This window comes from Streptomyces camelliae, assembly GCF_027625935.1.
GTDB lineage: Bacteria > Actinomycetota > Actinomycetes > Streptomycetales > Streptomycetaceae > Streptomyces > Streptomyces camelliae.
Map to the genome: position 1 here is coordinate 7353394 of NZ_CP115300.1, position 15759 is coordinate 7369152.

Genomic DNA, 15759 nt, shown 5'->3' on the forward strand with positions numbered 1-15759 from the left:
AGCCGCATATCGGCACAGCCCCGCGCCCCTGGGTCGGCTGCAGCGCCGCAGTTGAAAAAGCGCCGCACGTTGAAATCTCCTGAAGGTGAAGAAGAGGATGCCCCCCGTCAGCCCCGAGCTGATCTCCCCCCGGTCCGCCCGTGTCAGCGCAGCGCGCCGGCTGGCCAAGCGGAACTTCCGGGGCAAGGACCGGCTGTTTCTCGCGGAGGGGCCGCAGGCCGTCCGGGAGGCGGCCGGGCATCGGGTGGACGGCACCCCCACCCTCGTCGAGCTGTTCGCCACCGTCGAGGCCGCGGAGCGGTACGCCGACATCGTCGGAGCCGCCCGGAGCGTCGGTGCCCGGGTGCATCTGGCCGCCGAGGACGTCATCGCCGACATCTCCACCACCGTGACCCCGCAGGGGCTGGTCGGGGTGTGCCGGTTCCTGGACACCTCCTTCGACGACATCCTCGCCGCCCGGCCGAAGCTGGTCGCCGTGCTCGCCCATGTGCGGGATCCCGGGAACGCCGGGACCGTGCTGCGGTGCGCCGACGCCGCCGGCGCCGAGGCGGTCGTCCTCACCGACGCCTCCGTCGACCTGTACAACCCCAAGGCCGTACGCGCCTCCGTCGGCTCCCACTTCCATCTGCCCGTCGCCGTCGGCGTGCCCGTCGAGCGGGCCGTGCAGGGACTGAAGGACGCCGGGGTGCGCATCCTCGCCGCCGACGGGGCCGGGGACCGCGACCTCGACGAGGAGCTGGACAAAGGGAGCATGGGCGGACCCACCGCCTGGGTGTTCGGGAACGAGGCCTGGGGACTGCCCGAGGAGACCCGCGCCCTCGCCGACGCCGTCGTACGCGTCCCCATCCACGGAAAGGCCGAGAGCCTGAACCTGGCCACCGCCGCCGCCGTATGTCTCTACGCGTCGGCCCGTGCACAGCGCGCCTCCGGAGGGTGCCGCTCCGTCACCGAGAGCTAGTAGGGTGACGACCTCGGGGCCCTGCGCCGTCGGAGAGGTGGGGTACGGGGATGAGTGTGGGCGGCACGAGGACCGCGCCGGGGGGACCGGAGGGGCGGGACGCGCGGCGCACCCCCACGCCCCGGCACGGCGACTGTGCGGGCCTCGATCCCGACGAGCTGCCCGACGGCCTCGTCGTCGCCGATGAGCACGGGCGGGTCGTCCGCTTCAACGCCGCCGCCGGCCGTATCACCGCCGTACCCCCTGCCGACGCCCTCGGGCAGCCGCTGGAGAAGGCGCTGCCCTTGGAGGATCTGGAGGGGCGCCGGTGGTGGCAGCTCACCGATCCCTACGGCGGGCTCGCCATCCGGGTGCGGCAGCCCGAGCGGAATCTGCTGCTGCCCGGCGGGCGGGAGGTGCTCGTCTCCGCCCGCTACGTCCGCGCCGAACCTCTCGGGCCAGTCCAGCGTGTCGTCGTCTCCCTGCGCGACACCGAGGCCCGCCGCCGCACCGAGCGCAGCCACGCCGAGCTGATCGCCACCGTCGCCCACGAGCTGCGCTCCCCGCTGACCTCCGTGAAGGGCTTCACGGCCACGCTGCTCGCCAAGTGGGAGCGCTTCACCGACGACCAGAAACGGCTGATGCTGGAGACCGTCGACGCCGACGCCGACCGGGTCACCCGGCTCATCGCCGAGCTGCTCGACATCTCCCGGATCGACAGCGGACGCCTGGAGGTGCGCCGCCAGCCCGTCGACATCGGGGCCGCCGTCTCCCGGCACATCCAGGCCTACGTCGCCGCGGGCCAGCCCGCCGACCGCTTCCTGCTGCGCATCGAACAGCCGCTGCCCGCCCTGTGGGCCGACCCCGACAAGGTCGACCAGGTGCTGAGCAACCTCATCGAAAATGCCGTGCGGCACGGCGAGGGAACCGTCACGATAGACGTCACGCCCTGCGCATCCCCGCGCGACGGCGAGGACACCGGCACGTCGGTCACGGTGAGCGACGAGGGTCCCGGCATCCCGGAGGAATCCATGAACCGCGTCTTCACCCGCTTCTGGCGGGGCAGCAAGCGCGGTGGCACGGGCCTCGGGCTGTACATCGTCAAGGGCATCGTCGAAGCCCACGGCGGCACCATCACGGTCGGCCGCGCCCCCGTCGGCGGCGCCGAGTTCCGATTTACGTTGCCCGTGGCGGCCCCGGCGTATCTCGCCTAGCGGCCCGCGGGCTCTTCGTACACCTCCACCCCGTTAGACTCGGCCTTTGGCACCTTTGTGTCCTTCACACGGCCCACCAACGGTCTCGGGGACCATCCGCCAGCCAATCGGAAGCACGGGAAGAGATGTCGGCACCCAATAAGTCGTACGACCCTGTCGAGGTCGAGACGTTGAAACCGGAAGAGATCGAGCGCATGCGGGACGAGGCGCTCGCCGCCTTCGCCGCCGCGGACTCCCTCGACGCGCTCCACGAGGCCAAGGTCGCCCACACCGGCCCGGCCTCCCCGCTGGCCCTCGCCAACCGCGAGATCGGCGCCCTGCCCCCGCACGCCAAGGCCGAGGCCGGCAAGCGCGTCGGCATGGCCCGTGGCGCCGTGAACAAGGCCCTCGCCGGCCGCCAGACCGAGCTGGAGGCCGAGCGCGACGCCCGCGTCCTGGTCGAGGAGTCGGTCGACGTCACGCTGCCGTACGACCGCGTCCCGGCCGGCGCCCGGCACCCGCTGACCACGCTCTCGGAGCGCATCGAGGACATCTTCGTGGCCATGGGCTACGAGGTCGCCGAGGGCCCGCAGGTCGAGGCCGAGTGGTTCAACTTCGACGCCCTGAACATCGGCCCGGACCACCCGGCCCGCGGCGAGCAGGACACCTTCTTCGTGCAGGGCCCTGACGGCGGCACGGAGTCCGGTGTCGTGCTGCGCACCCACACCTCGCCGGTCCAGATCCGCTCGCTGCTCGACCGCGAGCTGCCGGTCTACGTGATCTGCCCCGGCCGCGTGTACCGCACCGACGAGCTGGACGCCACGCACACGCCCGTCTTCCACCAGGTCGAGCTGCTCGCCGTGGACGAGGGCCTGACCATGGCGGACCTCAAGGGCACCCTGGACCACATGGTCCAGTCGCTGTTCGGCGAGGGCATGAAGACCCGGCTGCGGCCGAACTTCTTCCCCTTCACCGAGCCGAGCGCCGAGATGGACATGCTCTGCTACGTCTGCAAGGGCGAGTCCGTCGGCAACCCCGACCGGCCCTGCCGCACCTGCTCCAGCGAGGGCTGGATCGAGCTCGGCGGCTGCGGCATGGTCAACCCGCGGGTGCTCACCGCCTGCGGCGTCGACCCGGAGAAGTACAGCGGCTTCGCCTTCGGGTTCGGCATCGAGCGGATGCTGATGTTCCGCCACAACGTCGAAGACATGCGAGACATGGTCGAGGGTGACGTCCGGTTCACCCGGCCGTTCGGGATGGAGATCTGATGCGGGTCCCGCTTTCTTGGCTGCGGGAGTACGTCGACCTGCCGGCGACGGAAACCGGCCGCGACGTCCAGGAGAAGCTCGTCTCGGCCGGCCTGGAGGTCGAGACCGTCGAGCAGCTCGGCGCCGACCTCAAGGGCCCGCTGGTCGTCGGCCAGGTGCTGACCATCGAGGAGCTGGAGGGCTTCAAGAAGCCGATCCGCTTCTGCACCGTCGACGTCGGCCAGGCCAACGGCACCGGCGAGCCCCAGGAGATCGTCTGCGGCGCCCGCAACTTCCAGGTCGGTGACAAGGTCGTCGTGGTCCTCCCCGGCGCCACCCTCCCCGGCGGCTTCTCCATCGCCGCCCGCCAGACCTACGGCAAGACGTCCCACGGCATGATCTGCTCCGCCGACGAGCTGGGCATGGGCGACGACGGCACCCACGGCATCATCGTGCTGCCGCCGGAGTCCGAGGTCGGCAAGGACGCCATCGAGCTGCTGGAGCTGGTCGACGAGGTCCTGGACATCGCCGTCACCGCCAACCGCGGCGACTGCCTGTCCATCCGCGGCGTCGCCCGCGAGGCCGCCATCGCCTACGGCCTGCCGCTGCGCGACCCGGCCCTGATCGACGTACCGGCGCCGAACGCCTACGGCTACCCGGTCCAGGTCACCGACCCGTTCGGCTGCGACCGCTTCACCGCGCGCACGGTCACCGGCCTGCGCCCCGAGGCCCGCTCCCCGATCTGGCTCCAGCGCCGGCTGCAGAAGGTCGGCATGCGCCCGGTCTCCCTCGCCGTCGACGTCGCGAACTACGTGATGATGGAGCTGGGCCAGCCACTGCACACCTACGACCGGTCCCTGGTCCAGGGCACCATCGGCGTGCGCCGGGCCCAGGAGGGCGAGAAGATCGTCACCCTCGACGGTGTCGAGCGGAAGCTGCACGCCGAGGACCTGGTCATCACCGACGACCGCGGCCCCATCGGCCTCGCGGGCGTCATGGGCGGTGCCAACACCGAGATCGCCGACCACGAGGTCACCGAGAACGGCGTGAACGGCACCACCGACGTGGTCATCGAGGCGGCGCACTTCGACGCCGTCGCGATCGCCCGTACGTCCCGTCGCCAGAAGCTGCTGTCCGAGGCGTCCCGCCGCTTCGAGCGCGGCGTCGACCCGCAGGCCGCCGCGGCCGCCGCCCAGCGCACGGTGGACCTGCTGGTCCTCCTCGCCGGCGGTACGGCGGAGGCCGGCGTCACCGAGATCATCGCGCCCTCGGCCCCGCACACCATCAGCATCCCGGCGAACCACCCGGACAAGGTCGCGGGCGTCGACTACGGCCGCGAGACCGTCGTACGCCGTCTCCAGCAGGTCGGCTGCGACGTCTACGGGCAGGACGAGCTGATCGTCACCGTCCCGTCCTGGCGGCCCGACCTGGTCGACCCGAACGACCTCGCCGAGGAGGTCATCCGTCTGGAGGGCTACGAGAACCTGCCCTCCACGCTGCCCAAGCTCCCCTCGGGCCGCGGCCTGACCCACCGTCAGCGCCTGCACCGCCGGGTCGGCCGGGTCCTGGCCGGCGCGGGTTACGTCGAGGCCCCGAACTACCCGTTCGTCGGCGAGCAGGTCTTCGACCAGCTCGGCCTGGAGGCCGACGACCCGGCCCGCCGCGTCGTCAAGCTCGTCAACCCGCTGAGCGACGAGGAGCCCGCGCTCCGTACGACGCTGCTGCCGGGCCTGCTCGGCGCGCTGCGGCGCAACGCCGGCCGGGGCAGCCATGACCTGGCGCTGTTCGAGACGGGCCTGGTCTTCCACCCGCGCGGGGAGCAGGGCGTCGCCACGCACCTGCCCGTCGACCGGCGTCCGACCGACGAGGAGATCGCCGCGCTGGGCGCTGTGCTGCCCGAGCAGCCGCGGCACGTGGCCGCGGTGCTGAGCGGGGCCCGCGAGCAGGCCGGCTGGTGGGGCAAGGGCCGTCCGGCGGACTGGGCCGACACGGTGGAGGCGGCGCGTGCCGTCGCCCGTGAGGCTGGTGCCGAGCTGATCGTGCGCAAGGGCCAGTACGGCCCGTGGCACCCCGGCCGCTGTGCCGAGCTGCTCATCGTCGCCGACGGTGCGGAGCGGGTCGTGGGCCACGCGGGCGAGCTGCACCCGCGCGTGCTGAAGGCCCTGGGGCTGCCGGAGCGCACCTGCGCGATGGAACTCGACCTGGACGCGCTGGAGGCCGTCGGCGACGGTGTTCCGCAGGCGCCGGGCATCTCCACGTTCCCGGTCGCCACGCAGGATGTCGCCCTCGTGGTCGACCTGCCCGTCCCGGCCGCGGAGGTCGAGGCGGCGCTGCGGGAGGGTGCGGGTGAGCTGCTTGAGTCCATCCGGCTGTTCGATGTGTACGAGAACGCGGAGCAGTTGGGCGAAGGCCGGAAGTCGCTGGCGTACGCGCTCCGCTTCCGGGCCGGGGACCGTACGTTGACCGTGGATGAGGCGTCTGCTGCCCGGGATGCCGCGGTTGCCCTCGCGGGCGAGCGTACGGGTGCGGTTCTGCGGGGCTAGTTCGCCTACGGGGCGGGGAGCTGTGCTCGTTCGGCGGCTGCGGGTTCGTCATGGTCGCTCGCGCCCACGCGGCGGGCCGCACATTGAGCACAGCCCCGCGCCCCTTCGGGGGCGCCGACCCCTCTGCCAGCTGCATAAATGCGAGTCGGCTCGGGTCGGCTCACTCATTTGAGTGGGAATCGGAGCCGATCCGGTCCTCCCGGACCATGCCCTCGACAGAATCGGACCGGCCTTTCGGGGTCGGTCCGTCTGCTCGGTCAGGGACTCCATGGGGGACCAGAGGCATGATCCGTATCAAGGCACGGGCACCCACCGCGCGGGGCGCCGTACTACCCATGGTCTGGGGCGGCGTCGCGGTCGGGTACAAGTTCGGCTGTCCGCTGGCCCAGCAGGCCGGGCTCGGGGCGCGCATCGTCACCAGCGCCGTCTTCTTCGCCGTCGGCACCGGGCTCATATTCCATGTCCGGCGCGCCCTGCTGCGTGAGCTGCGGCAGGCCCGCCGGGTGGCGCGGGCCGCGCAGAGCGTCGTACTGCGTCCGCTGCCGCCGCGTCTCGGCGGGCTGCACGTCGCCGCCGCCCAGCTGTCCGCGGACCGGGGCGCCTGCGTCGGCGGGGACCTGTACGAGGCGATCGCCACCGAGCACGGGGTGCGCGTGGTCATGGGCGACGTACGAGGGCACGGTCTGTCCGCCCTCGGCACCGTCGCCGCCGTCCTCGGCAGCTTCCGCGAGGCGGCTCACGACGAGCCCGAACTCGGCCGTGTGCTCCGCCGGCTGGACCGCGCCCTCGCCCGCCACCTGAGCGAGCGGGCCCGCACCGAACATCCGGTCGCGGAGGAGTTCGTCACCGTCCTGCTCCTGGAGGTCGGCCCGGACGGCGAGCTGCACGCCTTCAACTGCGGTCATCCCTGGCCGTACCGGATCAGCGGCACGCGTGTGGAGCCGCTCAGCCGCGTCGACCCGCTCCCGCCGCTGGGCCCCTTCCCCTTGCCGACCGAACTGGAAGCCCACGCCTGTGGCCGGCTCTTCCCCGGCGACTCCCTCGTCCTTTTCACGGACGGCGCCGAGGAGGCCAGGGACGCCAAGGGCCGCTTCTTCTCCCTGCCGACGGCACTCAGGGAGGCCGTGGGCGATCAGCCGGTGTCGCCGCAGTCGCTCCTGCGCGCCCTGTTCTCGGCTCTCCTGCACCACACGGCGGGCAGTCCGACGGACGACGTGGCACTGCTGGTCCTGCGGAACGAACGAGCGAGGGGCAAGCTGCTCACCCCGGCCAAGCCGCCGCTTTTCGAGGGGGAGCCGGAAGCTTGGCCGGGACCCCAGTCAACCGGCAGAACACGCTGAGCGACACCGCGTGCACAGCGCGGATGCAGGTGTTCCGTTCACACCCCGTGTGAAGGCGGAGCCACTACGCTGACCGCACCAGGCCACTCGGGGGGCATTCCATGCAGCCCAACACTCTGCTCGACGCGATCCTGGACGAGGCGGGCATCTCGCACGCCGGTCTCGCCGCCCATGTCAACCAGGCCGGCCGGAGACGCGGTCTCGCCCTCCGGTACGAACACACCGCCGTGGCACGGTGGTTGAAAGGCCAGCGGCCACGAGGTCAGGTGCCCGACCTGATCTGTGAGGTGCTCGCCAGCCGCCTCCATCGTCCTGTCACGCTCGACGACATCGGTCTCGGCGTGCCCGGCGAGCCGAGCACCGCGCACGCCGGGTCGCTGTCGGGCTTCGTGGAGCGGGCCACCGCCCTGTGGCGCTCGGACGAACAGCAGCGGCCGCATGTGCTGGGCGCCCCCGCGGTCACCGGGACCCCGGCGGTCATGCCGGTGTGGGAGTGGGAGAACCCGCCCGAGGACGTGGACGTGTCACGCGGTGGCCGGCACCGGGTGACCACGGCCGACATCGAGATGCTGCGCGCCGCGCGGGCGCACTACGAGCAGATGTACCGCAAGGCCGGCGGTATCGCGACCCGCACCCGGATCGTCGGCTTCCTCAACGCCGAGGCGGCGCCGCTGCTGCGGGGCAGCTACACCGACGCGACCGGGCGCCAACTGCACCGGGCGACGGGCGGGTTGGTCGCCGTCGCCGGTATCTGCGCCTATGACTCCGACGCGCACGGACTCGCGCAGCGCTACTTCCACCAGGCGCTCAGGCTCGCAAAGGCCAGTGGGGACCGGGGACTCGGCGCCTATGTGATAGCGCTGCTGGTCAACCAGTCGCTGTTCATGCGGGAGTACCGGCAGGCCGTCGCCTTCGCGGAGGCCGCGCTGCGGGCCGCCGGCCGGCACATCACGCCGGCGCTCGCCTCGGACCTGTACGCGATGCAGGCCAAGGCGTACGCCCATCTCGGCGACGCCGGCAGCGCGCTGGCGTGCATCCGGCGCGCGGAGACGGCCGCCGAGCGGATCCGGCGCGGGTACGAGCCCGACGAGACCGGCTATGTGCAGCCGGGCCTGGTCAATGTGCAGGTGGCCGAGGCGCTGCTCAGCCTCGGTGAGATCGCCGCCGCCCGGGAGCACGCGGCGGCCGCCGTCGACAACCCCGCCCACGACCGGGGGCGGGTGCACCGGCTCGCCATGCTCTGCACGATCGAACTGCGCCAGGGACAGGCCGACAAGGCGGTGGCGACCGCCGTGCAGATGGCCGAGCAGGCCCGCGGAATGGAGTCCCAGCGGCTGCGCGACAGACTCCGCGCGGTACGCGAGCACCTGGTGAGTTGCGGCTCGGCCGGTACCGCCGAGGCCGCGGAACTCATCGACGGGGCACTGCGCGTACCGCTGTAGGCCCGGTGCAGGCCCTCTGTGGGTACTCCGTCCCTGCTGCGATATTGCCACTTACTCGGCGGAAGGTGGCAGAACCGTGCAGTGGACGAAGCAGAACGAACAAACTGTGTACGCAAATCGCTGGTTCAGCGTCAATCTCGCTGATGTCGAGCTGCCGGACGGCCGGCATCTGGACCACTTCCTGATCCGGCTGCGGCCGGTGGCCGTGGCCACGGTCGTCAACGAGGCGGGCGAGGTGCTGCTGCTGTGGCGGCACCGCTTCATCACCGACAGCTGGGGCTGGGAACTGCCCGCGGGTGTCGTCGAGGACGGCGAGGACATCGCCGTGGCGGCCGCCCGGGAACTGGAGGAGGAGACCGGCTGGCGGCCGGGGCCCCTGCACCACCTCATGACCGTGGAGCCGTCCAACGGCCTCTCCGACGCCCGGCACCACATCTACTGGTCCGACCGGGGCGAGTACGTCGGACATCCCGTGGACGACTTCGAGTCGGACCGGCGGGAATGGGTACCGCTCAAACTCGTGCCGGATCTGATCGCCCGTGGGGAGGTCCCGGCCGCCAACATGGCGGCCGCGTTACTGCTGTTGCACCACCTCAGGCTCGCCGAAGGCTAGCGGGCCAGTGCCTGCCAGACCGTCACGACGAGGGCTCCGAGGGCCGTGAGGGCGGCGAGCGAGGGCAGTGGCCAGCGCGCGTGTTCCAGGGAGATCATCCGGGAGTTCAGCTCGTCCACTTCCTTGGCGGTCTCCTTGGTGCGGTGACTGAGCAGTGCCAGACCTCCCTCGACCCGGGCGTACGCGACGTCGAGGCGGCGACGTAACTCTGCGAGTTCTTCCTGGACCACGGAATGATCGGAATCGGTGGTCACGGTTTCATTCCTCTCTGTGGCCGAATGTGGTCCTCCACATCCGTTGCATGGGCATGAAGAGTCAACTCGCCTGGTGGGCGCACGGGGAGCGTGTGCGACGGGCATATGCGAGCCCGGCGCGCACACGGGGAGTGAAACAGATGGGCCCGGCACCGAGTTCCGGTGCCGGGCCCAGGCGTCGCAGGGAGTAATCAGCCGTAGGTGTAGAAGCCCGACCCGGTCTTCCGGCCCAGCCGGCCCGCCTCGACCATGCGCTGGAGCAGCGGGGGAGCGGCGTACAGGGGCTCCTTGTACTCGGCGTACATGCTGTTCGCGATGGAGACGATGGTGTCCAGGCCGATCAGGTCGGACAGCTTCAGCGGGCCCATCGGGTGGGCGCAGCCCATCTCCATGCCGTTGTCGATGTCCTCGCGGCTGGCGATGCCCGACTCGAACATCCGGATCGCGGAGAGCAGGTAGGGCACGAGCAGTGCGTTGACCACGAAGCCGGAGCGGTCCTGGGCACGGATGGCGTGCTTGCCGAGCACCTTCTCGGCGAAGAGCTGGGCGCGGCTGAGGGTGCCCTCGGAGGTGGTCAGCGCCGGGATCAGCTCGACCAGCTGCTGCACCGGGGCCGGGTTGAAGAAGTGGATGCCGACGACATGGTCCGGGCGGGAGGTGGCGACCGCCAGCTTCACCAGCGGGATCGAGGAGGTGTTGGAGGCGAGGATCGCGTCCGGGCGGGTCACCACCTGGTCGAGCACCTGGAAGATCTCCGTCTTCACCGGCTCGCTCTCCACCACGGCCTCGATCACCAGGTCGCGGTCGGCGAACTCGCCGAGGTCCGTGGTGAAGCTGAGCCGCGCCTGCGTGGCGTCCCGCTCCTCCTCGGTGATCTTGCCGCGCTGGGCGGCCTTGGCCAGGGAGTTGTACAGCCGGGTGCGGCCGATCTCCAGGGCCTCGCCGGTGGTCTCGGCGACCTTCACGTCCAGTCCGGCGCGGGCGCACACCTCGGCGATGCCCGCGCCCATCTGGCCGCAGCCCACGACTCCGACGCGCGCAATGTCTCCCGCTGGGATGCCCGTCACATCGACCCCTTCGCTGATCTACGGCACTCGCAGGACCTCCGGGTTTCGGCGCCTGCTCCGATCGTGCACGTTACCGCCAAGTATCGATGATCGATCGCGTGGGTAGGGGCATCCTGGAGCGCGGAACGATCCGTGACGGAGCGGATCCGCAGCGTATGGGGGTGTACGGATGGGGCACTTGGCACGGCGGGCCTTCACGCTGGCGGTGCTGTCGTCCCTGGTCACGGCGCCCGGCGCGAGGGCCGTACCGCGTACCGAGGGGCCCGATCACCGGCCGAGGGCCGAGATGCGCGGTGTGTGGGTCGCCACGGTCGCCAACCGGGACTGGCCGTCACAGCCCGGCCTGCCGGCCGCCGACCAGCGCGCGGAGCTGATCGTCCATCTCGACAAGGCGGTCCGGGACCGGCTGAACACGGTGATGTTCCAGGTCCGGCCCACCGCCGACGCCCTGTGGCCGTCCCCGTACGAGCCCTGGTCCGAGTACCTCACCGGCACCCAGGGCAAGGACCCGGGCTGGGACCCGCTGGGCACCGCCGTGCGCGAGGCCCACGCCCGGGGCCTGGAGCTGCACGCCTGGTTCAACCCGTACCGGATCGCGAACCACACCGACCCCGGCCGGCTGGCCCCCTCGCACCCGGCCCGCAAGCACCCCGACTGGGTGGTGCCGTACGGCGGCAGGCTCTACTACAACCCCGGCCTGCCCGAGGTCCGCGCCTTCGTCCAGCGGGCCATGCTCGACGCGGTCGCGCGGTACCCGGTCGACGCCGTCCACTTCGACGACTACTTCTACCCCTACCCGGTCGCCGGGCAGACCTTCGACGACGATGACGCCTACGACCGCTACGGCGGCGCCTTCGGCAGCCGGGCCGACTGGCGGCGGGACAACATCAACAGGCTCGTCGAGGAGATGGCCGACGGCATCAGGCGGACCCGGCCCGGCACCCGGTTCGGGATCAGCCCCTTCGGGGTGTGGCGCAACGCCTCGACCGACCCGCGCGGCTCGGACACCCAGGCGGGCGCGCAGACCTACGACGACCTGTACGCCGACACCCGGCGCTGGGTCCGCGAGCACTGGATCGACTACGTCGTCCCGCAGATCTACTGGAACATCGGCTTCGCCGCCGCCGACTACGCGAAGCTGGCCGACTGGTGGGCCTCGGTCGCGCAGGGCACCGGGACGCACCTGTACATCGGTGAGGCCCTGTACAAGGCGGGGGCCGCCGGGCAGCCGCCAGCCTGGCAGGACCCCGTCGAGCTGTCCCGGCACCTCACGCTCGCCGCGCGGTACCCGCAGGTGCGCGGGCACGTCTTCTTCGCGGCCAAGGACGTGGCGGCCGATCCGATCGGTGCGATGGCACGCGTGGTCGCCGATCACTACGAGCGACCGGCGAAGCCACCGCGGTGAGCTAGCGCTGTGGTTCTTCCTTGTGCTTGACCTGGCAGTCGGGTCCGGGGGACAGGATCGCCTGGTGTCCGTCCTGGAACTGGACGCGGTAGGGCGGGTTGCCCTCGGGACCGAGTACTTCGACCACTTCTGATTCCTGGTCGTGCTGACCGACCACCCTGCCGTGCTGAATCAGGTGGTCGCCCTTGGATGCGCGCATCTCGCAGGCCCTCCTCACGATCACGACCGCTGTGTGACGGCGATGCACACGAGGACGGCGACGGCAGTCAGGGGAGCGGCCGCCGTGAAGTGCTCGCCCAGCAGCAGCGCCGACCACACCAGTGTGAGCAGCGGCTGAGCCAACTGCAACTGGCTGGCCCGCGGGATGCCGATGGCCGCCATCCCCCGGTACCAGACGACCAGGCCGAGGAACTGCGAGCCCAGCGCCACCCACAGCAGACCGGCGATCCCGTGCCAGGTGAGCTGGACGGGCTCGTAGGACAGCGCCACCGCGGCGGCCGGGACGGTCAGCGGCGTGCACAGCACCAGCGCCCAGCCGATGACCTGCCAGCCCGGCATCACCCGGGCCAGCCGGCCGCCCTCGGTGTATCCGGCGGCGCACACCAGCAGGGCCGCGAAAAGGTAGCCGTCGGCGGCCGTCAGCGCGCCGCCGCTCTGGGTGAGGGTGAAGGCGACCACGGCCGCGGCCCCCGCGAGCGCGGCCAGCCAGAACCGGCGCGAGGGGCGGCTGCCCATGCGCACGGCCGACAGCACCGCGGTGGTCAGCGGCAGCAGCCCCACCACGACGGCGGCGTGCGCGGTGGTGGAGGTCTGCAGGGCGAGCGTGGTCAGCATCGGGAAGCCCAGCACCACGCCGGCCGCCACGACCGCGAGCCCCGGCAGATGCCGTCGATCCGGCAGCGGGACCTTCAGAGCGAGCAGACAGCCGCCCGCGACCAGTGCCGCGAGGACGCAGCGCGCGGCCACCAGCGACCACGGGCCGAATCCCTCCAGCCCCCAGGCGGTGGCCGGGAAGGTCAGAGAGAAGGAGGCGACGCCGAGGAAGGCGAGGGCCGTACCGAGGCCATGCCGCTCGCGCGGGACGGTGACCGCTATCGAGCTCGGGACAGTAGCGCTACTCTGTGTCTTCATGCATGAGCGTAGCAGTGTGAGTGAGCTGGCGGAATGGCTCCGACGGGATCTGGACCGCTACTCTCCCGGTGGAAAGCTCCCGTCGAGCCGGGCCCTGGTCGAGCGGTTCCGGGTGAGCCCGGTGACCGTCTCGCGGGCGCTGGCCCAGCTGGCCGCCGAGGGGCTGGTGGTCACCCGGCCCGGCGCCGGTGCCTTCCGCGCCCGGCCGCGGGCCACGGAGCCGCCGGCCGGGGACACCTCCTGGCAGGAGGTCGCACTGAGCGCCGACGGCGCCGCCGAGCTCGTACCGCGCACGGTGGACGCCTCCGGGGTCACGGTCTCGCTGGCCACCCCGCCGCCCGGGGTGCTGGAGTTCAGCGGCGGCTATCTGCATCCCTCCCTCCAGCCCGAGCGGGCCATGGCGGCCGCCCTGGCCCGGGCCGGACGGCGGCCCGGCGCCTGGGGCAGGCCGCCGCTGGAGGGGCTGCCCGAGCTGCGCGAGTGGTTCGCGCGGGGGATCGGCGGTGCCGTCACGGCGGCCGAGGTGCTGATCGCGGCCGGCGGGCAGTCCGCCCTGGCCACCGCCCTGCGCGCGCTCGCCCCGCCCGGCGCCCCCGTGCTCGTGGAGTCACCGACCTACCCCGGCATGCTGGCCCTCGCCCGCGCGGCCGGGCTGCGCCCGGTGCCGGTGCCCGTGGACCCCGACGGCGTACGGCCCGGCCTGCTCGCCGACGCCTTCCGGGCCAGCGGCGCCCGGGTGTTCGTCTGCCAGCCCCTCTTCCAGAACCCGACCGGCGCCGTCCTCGCCCCGGACCGGCGGGCCGAGGTGCTGCGCATCGCCCGCGAGGCCGGCGCGTTCGTCGTCGAGGACGACTTCGTCCGGCGCCTCGTGCACGCCGACGCCGGCCCCCTGCCCCGCCCGCTGGCCGCCGACGACCTCGACGGCGTCGTCGTGCACGTCGGCTCGCTGACCAAGGCGACCTCGCCCAGCTTCCGGGTGAGCGCCCTGGCCGCGCACGGCCCGGTGCTGGAACGGCTGCGCGCCATCCAGGTCGTGGACAGCTTCTTTGTGCCCCGGCCGCTGCAGGAGGCGGCCCTGGAACTGGTCGGCTCCCCGGCCTGGCCCCGCCATCTGCGGGCGCTCTCGGCCGAGTTGAGGGAGCGGCGCGACGCCATGACGGCCGGTCTCGCCCGGCACCTGCCCGAACTCGCCCTGCCCCACGTCCCGTCCGGCGGCTACCACCTCTGGCTGCGCCTGCCCGACGGCGCCGACGAGGCGGCCCTCACCGCCGCCGCCCTGCGCGCGGGTGTCGCCATCACCCCCGGCCGCCCCTACTTCAGCGCCGAACCCCCCGCGGCCCACCTGCGGTTGAGCTTCGCGGCGGTCGCCGGGACCGGGGAGATCGCGGAGGGCGTACGGCGGCTGCGGGCGGCGTGCGAGGAGGTGCTCTAGGGAAGGGTCACCAGGCCGCAGGTGATCTCCAGCTCCTCGAACAGCTCCGGGGTCAGCCGCACCCCGGTGATCCGCTCGGCGAGCGCGAAGGCGGCCTCGGTGTGCCCGGCGAAGTCCCGCTCGTCGTCGGAACGCAGGTCGAAGCCGGCCTCCCGCATCTCGGTGAGGCAGGCGTCAGGGTCGCTGCCATGGCGCTGAGCGGGGAACAGCGGCTCGAAGCCGAGACGTGTCACGCCGTCCTGCGACCAGGAGAAACTGTCCACCGCGTTGACGTTCCGGAAGTGGGAGACCACCGTACGGCCCCGGCAGACGGGATCCATCAGTTCCGAGCGGTTGCCGACGTACCCGTTGTACTCGACCATCAGCGTCCAGTCGCCGACGGCCGCGACGCCGACGAGCAGTTTCTCGTCCTCGTACTCGTCCCAGGCGTCGTACGACGGCTCGGCCAGCTCCGCCACCCCGGTCACCCGCCCCTCGGGTTCCGCCCGAAGCTCCCGCAGCAGCTGATCGGGCGTGATGTTCTCCACCAGTGTGAGGCAGTAGGCCTCCAGGAGGCCCTGGTACCGCTCCTTGAGCCAGCCGTAGTCGGCGGCGGTCGTGATCCCGTTCATGGGAAAAAGGATGTCAGGTGGCACGGACACTTCTGCGATCATCGGCCGATGAGCGATACGCCCGAACTCCCCGACGGCTACGAGTTCTCCGCCGACACCGCCCGCGTCGACGTCGACCGCGTCCACACCTGGCTGTCGACCGACGCCTACTGGGCGATCGGCCGGCCGCGCGAGAAGCATGAGCGGGCGATGGCGTCCTCGCTGAACTTCGGGGTGTACGACCGGGCCTCGGGGGCGCAGGTGGCGTACGCGCGCGTGGTCACCGACGAGGCGCTGTTCGCGTGGCTCGCCGATGTGTACGTCGACCCGTCGGTGCGCGGCAAGGGCGTCGGCACGGCGTTCGTCGGCCGCATCCGCGACCACCTCAAGCCGTACGGCCTGCGCCGCATGCTGCTCGCCACCCACGACGCGCACGGGGTGTACGAGAAGGCCGGCTTCCAGCCGCTGGAGCGTCCCGAGCAGTGGATGATCCACCTCTTCACGTGAAGAACTTTCGGGTGAGCGCCCACATATCCGCCGTAACTCGCAGGTAACACCCCTTGAC

The 15759-nt window shown here is 71.9% G+C and carries 15 protein-coding genes; 10 read left to right on the plus strand and 5 right to left on the minus strand.

The annotated features are described in order from the left end of the window. Positions 1 to 97: 97 nt before the first annotated feature. The 7 genes from O1G22_RS33690 (at position 98) to O1G22_RS33720 (ending at position 9315) form a co-directional block, all read left to right on the plus strand. Positions 98 to 958 (plus strand): TrmH family RNA methyltransferase, encoded by an 861-nt coding sequence (locus O1G22_RS33690; RefSeq protein WP_270084759.1) that lies wholly within the window; start codon positions 98 to 100, stop codon positions 956 to 958. Positions 959 to 1008: 50 nt separating this feature from the next. Next, positions 1009 to 2151, plus strand: coding sequence for a sensor histidine kinase (locus O1G22_RS33695; protein WP_270084760.1), 1143 nt, complete (start codon positions 1009 to 1011; stop codon positions 2149 to 2151). A 125-nt stretch (positions 2152 to 2276) separates the two neighbouring features. Further along, positions 2277 to 3398 (plus strand): phenylalanine--tRNA ligase subunit alpha, encoded by a 1122-nt coding sequence (pheS, locus tag O1G22_RS33700; protein ID WP_225098247.1) that lies wholly within the window; start codon positions 2277 to 2279, stop codon positions 3396 to 3398. Continuing rightward, positions 3398 to 5920 carry a phenylalanine--tRNA ligase subunit beta gene (pheT, locus tag O1G22_RS33705; protein WP_270084761.1) on the plus strand — a complete coding sequence of 841 codons (2523 nt, stop codon included), beginning with the start codon at positions 3398 to 3400 and terminating at the stop codon, positions 5918 to 5920. The genes pheS and pheT overlap by 1 nt, the downstream gene beginning before the upstream one ends. 284 nt (positions 5921 to 6204) lie before the next feature. Continuing rightward, complete coding sequence (locus O1G22_RS33710) at positions 6205 to 7260, plus strand: PP2C family protein-serine/threonine phosphatase (RefSeq protein WP_270084762.1); 1056 nt, start codon at positions 6205 to 6207, stop codon at positions 7258 to 7260. A 101-nt stretch (positions 7261 to 7361) separates the two neighbouring features. Next, the gene (locus O1G22_RS33715) at positions 7362 to 8702 is read left to right on the plus strand and encodes an NsdA family TPR-like regulatory protein (RefSeq protein WP_270084763.1); all 1341 of its coding nucleotides are present in this window, start codon (positions 7362 to 7364) and stop codon (positions 8700 to 8702) included. A 76-nt stretch (positions 8703 to 8778) separates the two neighbouring features. Then, a complete protein-coding gene (locus O1G22_RS33720; protein ID WP_270084764.1) occupies positions 8779 to 9315 on the plus strand; it encodes an NUDIX hydrolase in 537 nt (178 codons plus the stop codon). On the opposite strand, the gene O1G22_RS33725 is transcribed toward O1G22_RS33720, so the two are convergent. Beyond that, positions 9312 to 9569, minus strand: coding sequence for a hypothetical protein (locus tag O1G22_RS33725; protein WP_270084765.1), 258 nt, complete (start codon positions 9567 to 9569; stop codon positions 9312 to 9314). The genes O1G22_RS33720 and O1G22_RS33725 overlap by 4 nt on opposite strands. Positions 9570 to 9760: 191 nt before the next feature. Continuing rightward, a complete protein-coding gene (locus O1G22_RS33730; RefSeq protein ID WP_225098241.1) occupies positions 9761 to 10636 on the minus strand; it encodes a 3-hydroxybutyryl-CoA dehydrogenase in 876 nt (291 codons plus the stop codon). Between the two features lie 169 nt (positions 10637 to 10805). On the opposite strand from O1G22_RS33730, the gene O1G22_RS33735 reads away from it, so the two are divergent. After that, positions 10806 to 12041, plus strand: a complete 1236-nt coding sequence (locus tag O1G22_RS33735) for a glycoside hydrolase family 10-like protein (protein WP_270084766.1) — start codon at positions 10806 to 10808, stop codon at positions 12039 to 12041. Between the two features lies 1 nt (position 12042). Here O1G22_RS33735 and O1G22_RS33740 read toward each other — a convergent pair whose 3' ends face one another. Both O1G22_RS33740 and O1G22_RS33745 read right to left on the minus strand, forming a co-directional pair. After that, complete coding sequence (locus tag O1G22_RS33740; RefSeq protein ID WP_270084767.1) at positions 12043 to 12240, minus strand: DUF1918 domain-containing protein; 198 nt, start codon at positions 12238 to 12240, stop codon at positions 12043 to 12045. 20 nt (positions 12241 to 12260) lie between these two features. After that, positions 12261 to 13172 carry a DMT family transporter gene (locus O1G22_RS33745; protein ID WP_270084768.1) on the minus strand — a complete coding sequence of 304 codons (912 nt, stop codon included), beginning with the start codon at positions 13170 to 13172 and terminating at the stop codon, positions 12261 to 12263. Here O1G22_RS33745 and O1G22_RS33750 point away from each other — a divergent pair. Further along, positions 13171 to 14604 carry an aminotransferase-like domain-containing protein gene (locus O1G22_RS33750; RefSeq protein ID WP_270084769.1) on the plus strand — a complete coding sequence of 478 codons (1434 nt, stop codon included), beginning with the start codon at positions 13171 to 13173 and terminating at the stop codon, positions 14602 to 14604. The two genes, O1G22_RS33745 and O1G22_RS33750, sit on opposite strands and share 2 nt — an antisense overlap. Here the strand turns inward: O1G22_RS33750 and O1G22_RS33755 are convergent. Then, positions 14601 to 15215, minus strand: a complete 615-nt coding sequence (locus tag O1G22_RS33755) for a DUF6461 domain-containing protein (protein ID WP_270084770.1) — start codon at positions 15213 to 15215, stop codon at positions 14601 to 14603. The two genes, O1G22_RS33750 and O1G22_RS33755, sit on opposite strands and share 4 nt — an antisense overlap. A gap of 48 nt (positions 15216 to 15263) precedes the next feature. Here O1G22_RS33755 and O1G22_RS33760 point away from each other — a divergent pair, with 48 nt between their 5' ends. Continuing rightward, positions 15264 to 15701 carry a GNAT family N-acetyltransferase gene (locus O1G22_RS33760; protein WP_270084771.1) on the plus strand — a complete coding sequence of 146 codons (438 nt, stop codon included), beginning with the start codon at positions 15264 to 15266 and terminating at the stop codon, positions 15699 to 15701. Positions 15702 to 15759 lie beyond the last annotated feature (58 nt).

Excerpts from the sequence above, each read along its gene's own strand:
- pheT (WP_270084761.1), top strand. The coding sequence starts at position 3,398 with ATGCGGGTCCCGCTTTCTTGGCTGCGGGAGTACGTCGACCTGCCGGCG.
- O1G22_RS33710 (WP_270084762.1), top strand. The coding sequence starts at position 6,205 with ATGATCCGTATCAAGGCACGGGCACCCACCGCGCGGGGCGCCGTACTA.
- O1G22_RS33760 (WP_270084771.1), top strand. The coding sequence starts at position 15,264 with ATGAGCGATACGCCCGAACTCCCCGACGGCTACGAGTTCTCCGCCGAC.
- O1G22_RS33735 (WP_270084766.1), top strand. The coding sequence starts at position 10,806 with ATGGGGCACTTGGCACGGCGGGCCTTCACGCTGGCGGTGCTGTCGTCC.
- O1G22_RS33740 (WP_270084767.1), bottom strand. The coding sequence starts at position 12,240 with ATGCGCGCATCCAAGGGCGACCACCTGATTCAGCACGGCAGGGTGGTC.
- O1G22_RS33715 (WP_270084763.1), top strand. The coding sequence starts at position 7,362 with ATGCAGCCCAACACTCTGCTCGACGCGATCCTGGACGAGGCGGGCATC.
- O1G22_RS33755 (WP_270084770.1), bottom strand. The coding sequence starts at position 15,215 with ATGAACGGGATCACGACCGCCGCCGACTACGGCTGGCTCAAGGAGCGG.
- O1G22_RS33745 (WP_270084768.1), bottom strand. The coding sequence starts at position 13,172 with ATGAAGACACAGAGTAGCGCTACTGTCCCGAGCTCGATAGCGGTCACC.
- O1G22_RS33695 (WP_270084760.1), top strand. The coding sequence starts at position 1,009 with ATGAGTGTGGGCGGCACGAGGACCGCGCCGGGGGGACCGGAGGGGCGG.
- O1G22_RS33750 (WP_270084769.1), top strand. The coding sequence starts at position 13,171 with ATGCATGAGCGTAGCAGTGTGAGTGAGCTGGCGGAATGGCTCCGACGG.
- O1G22_RS33690 (WP_270084759.1), top strand. The coding sequence starts at position 98 with ATGCCCCCCGTCAGCCCCGAGCTGATCTCCCCCCGGTCCGCCCGTGTC.
- pheS (WP_225098247.1), top strand. The coding sequence starts at position 2,277 with ATGTCGGCACCCAATAAGTCGTACGACCCTGTCGAGGTCGAGACGTTG.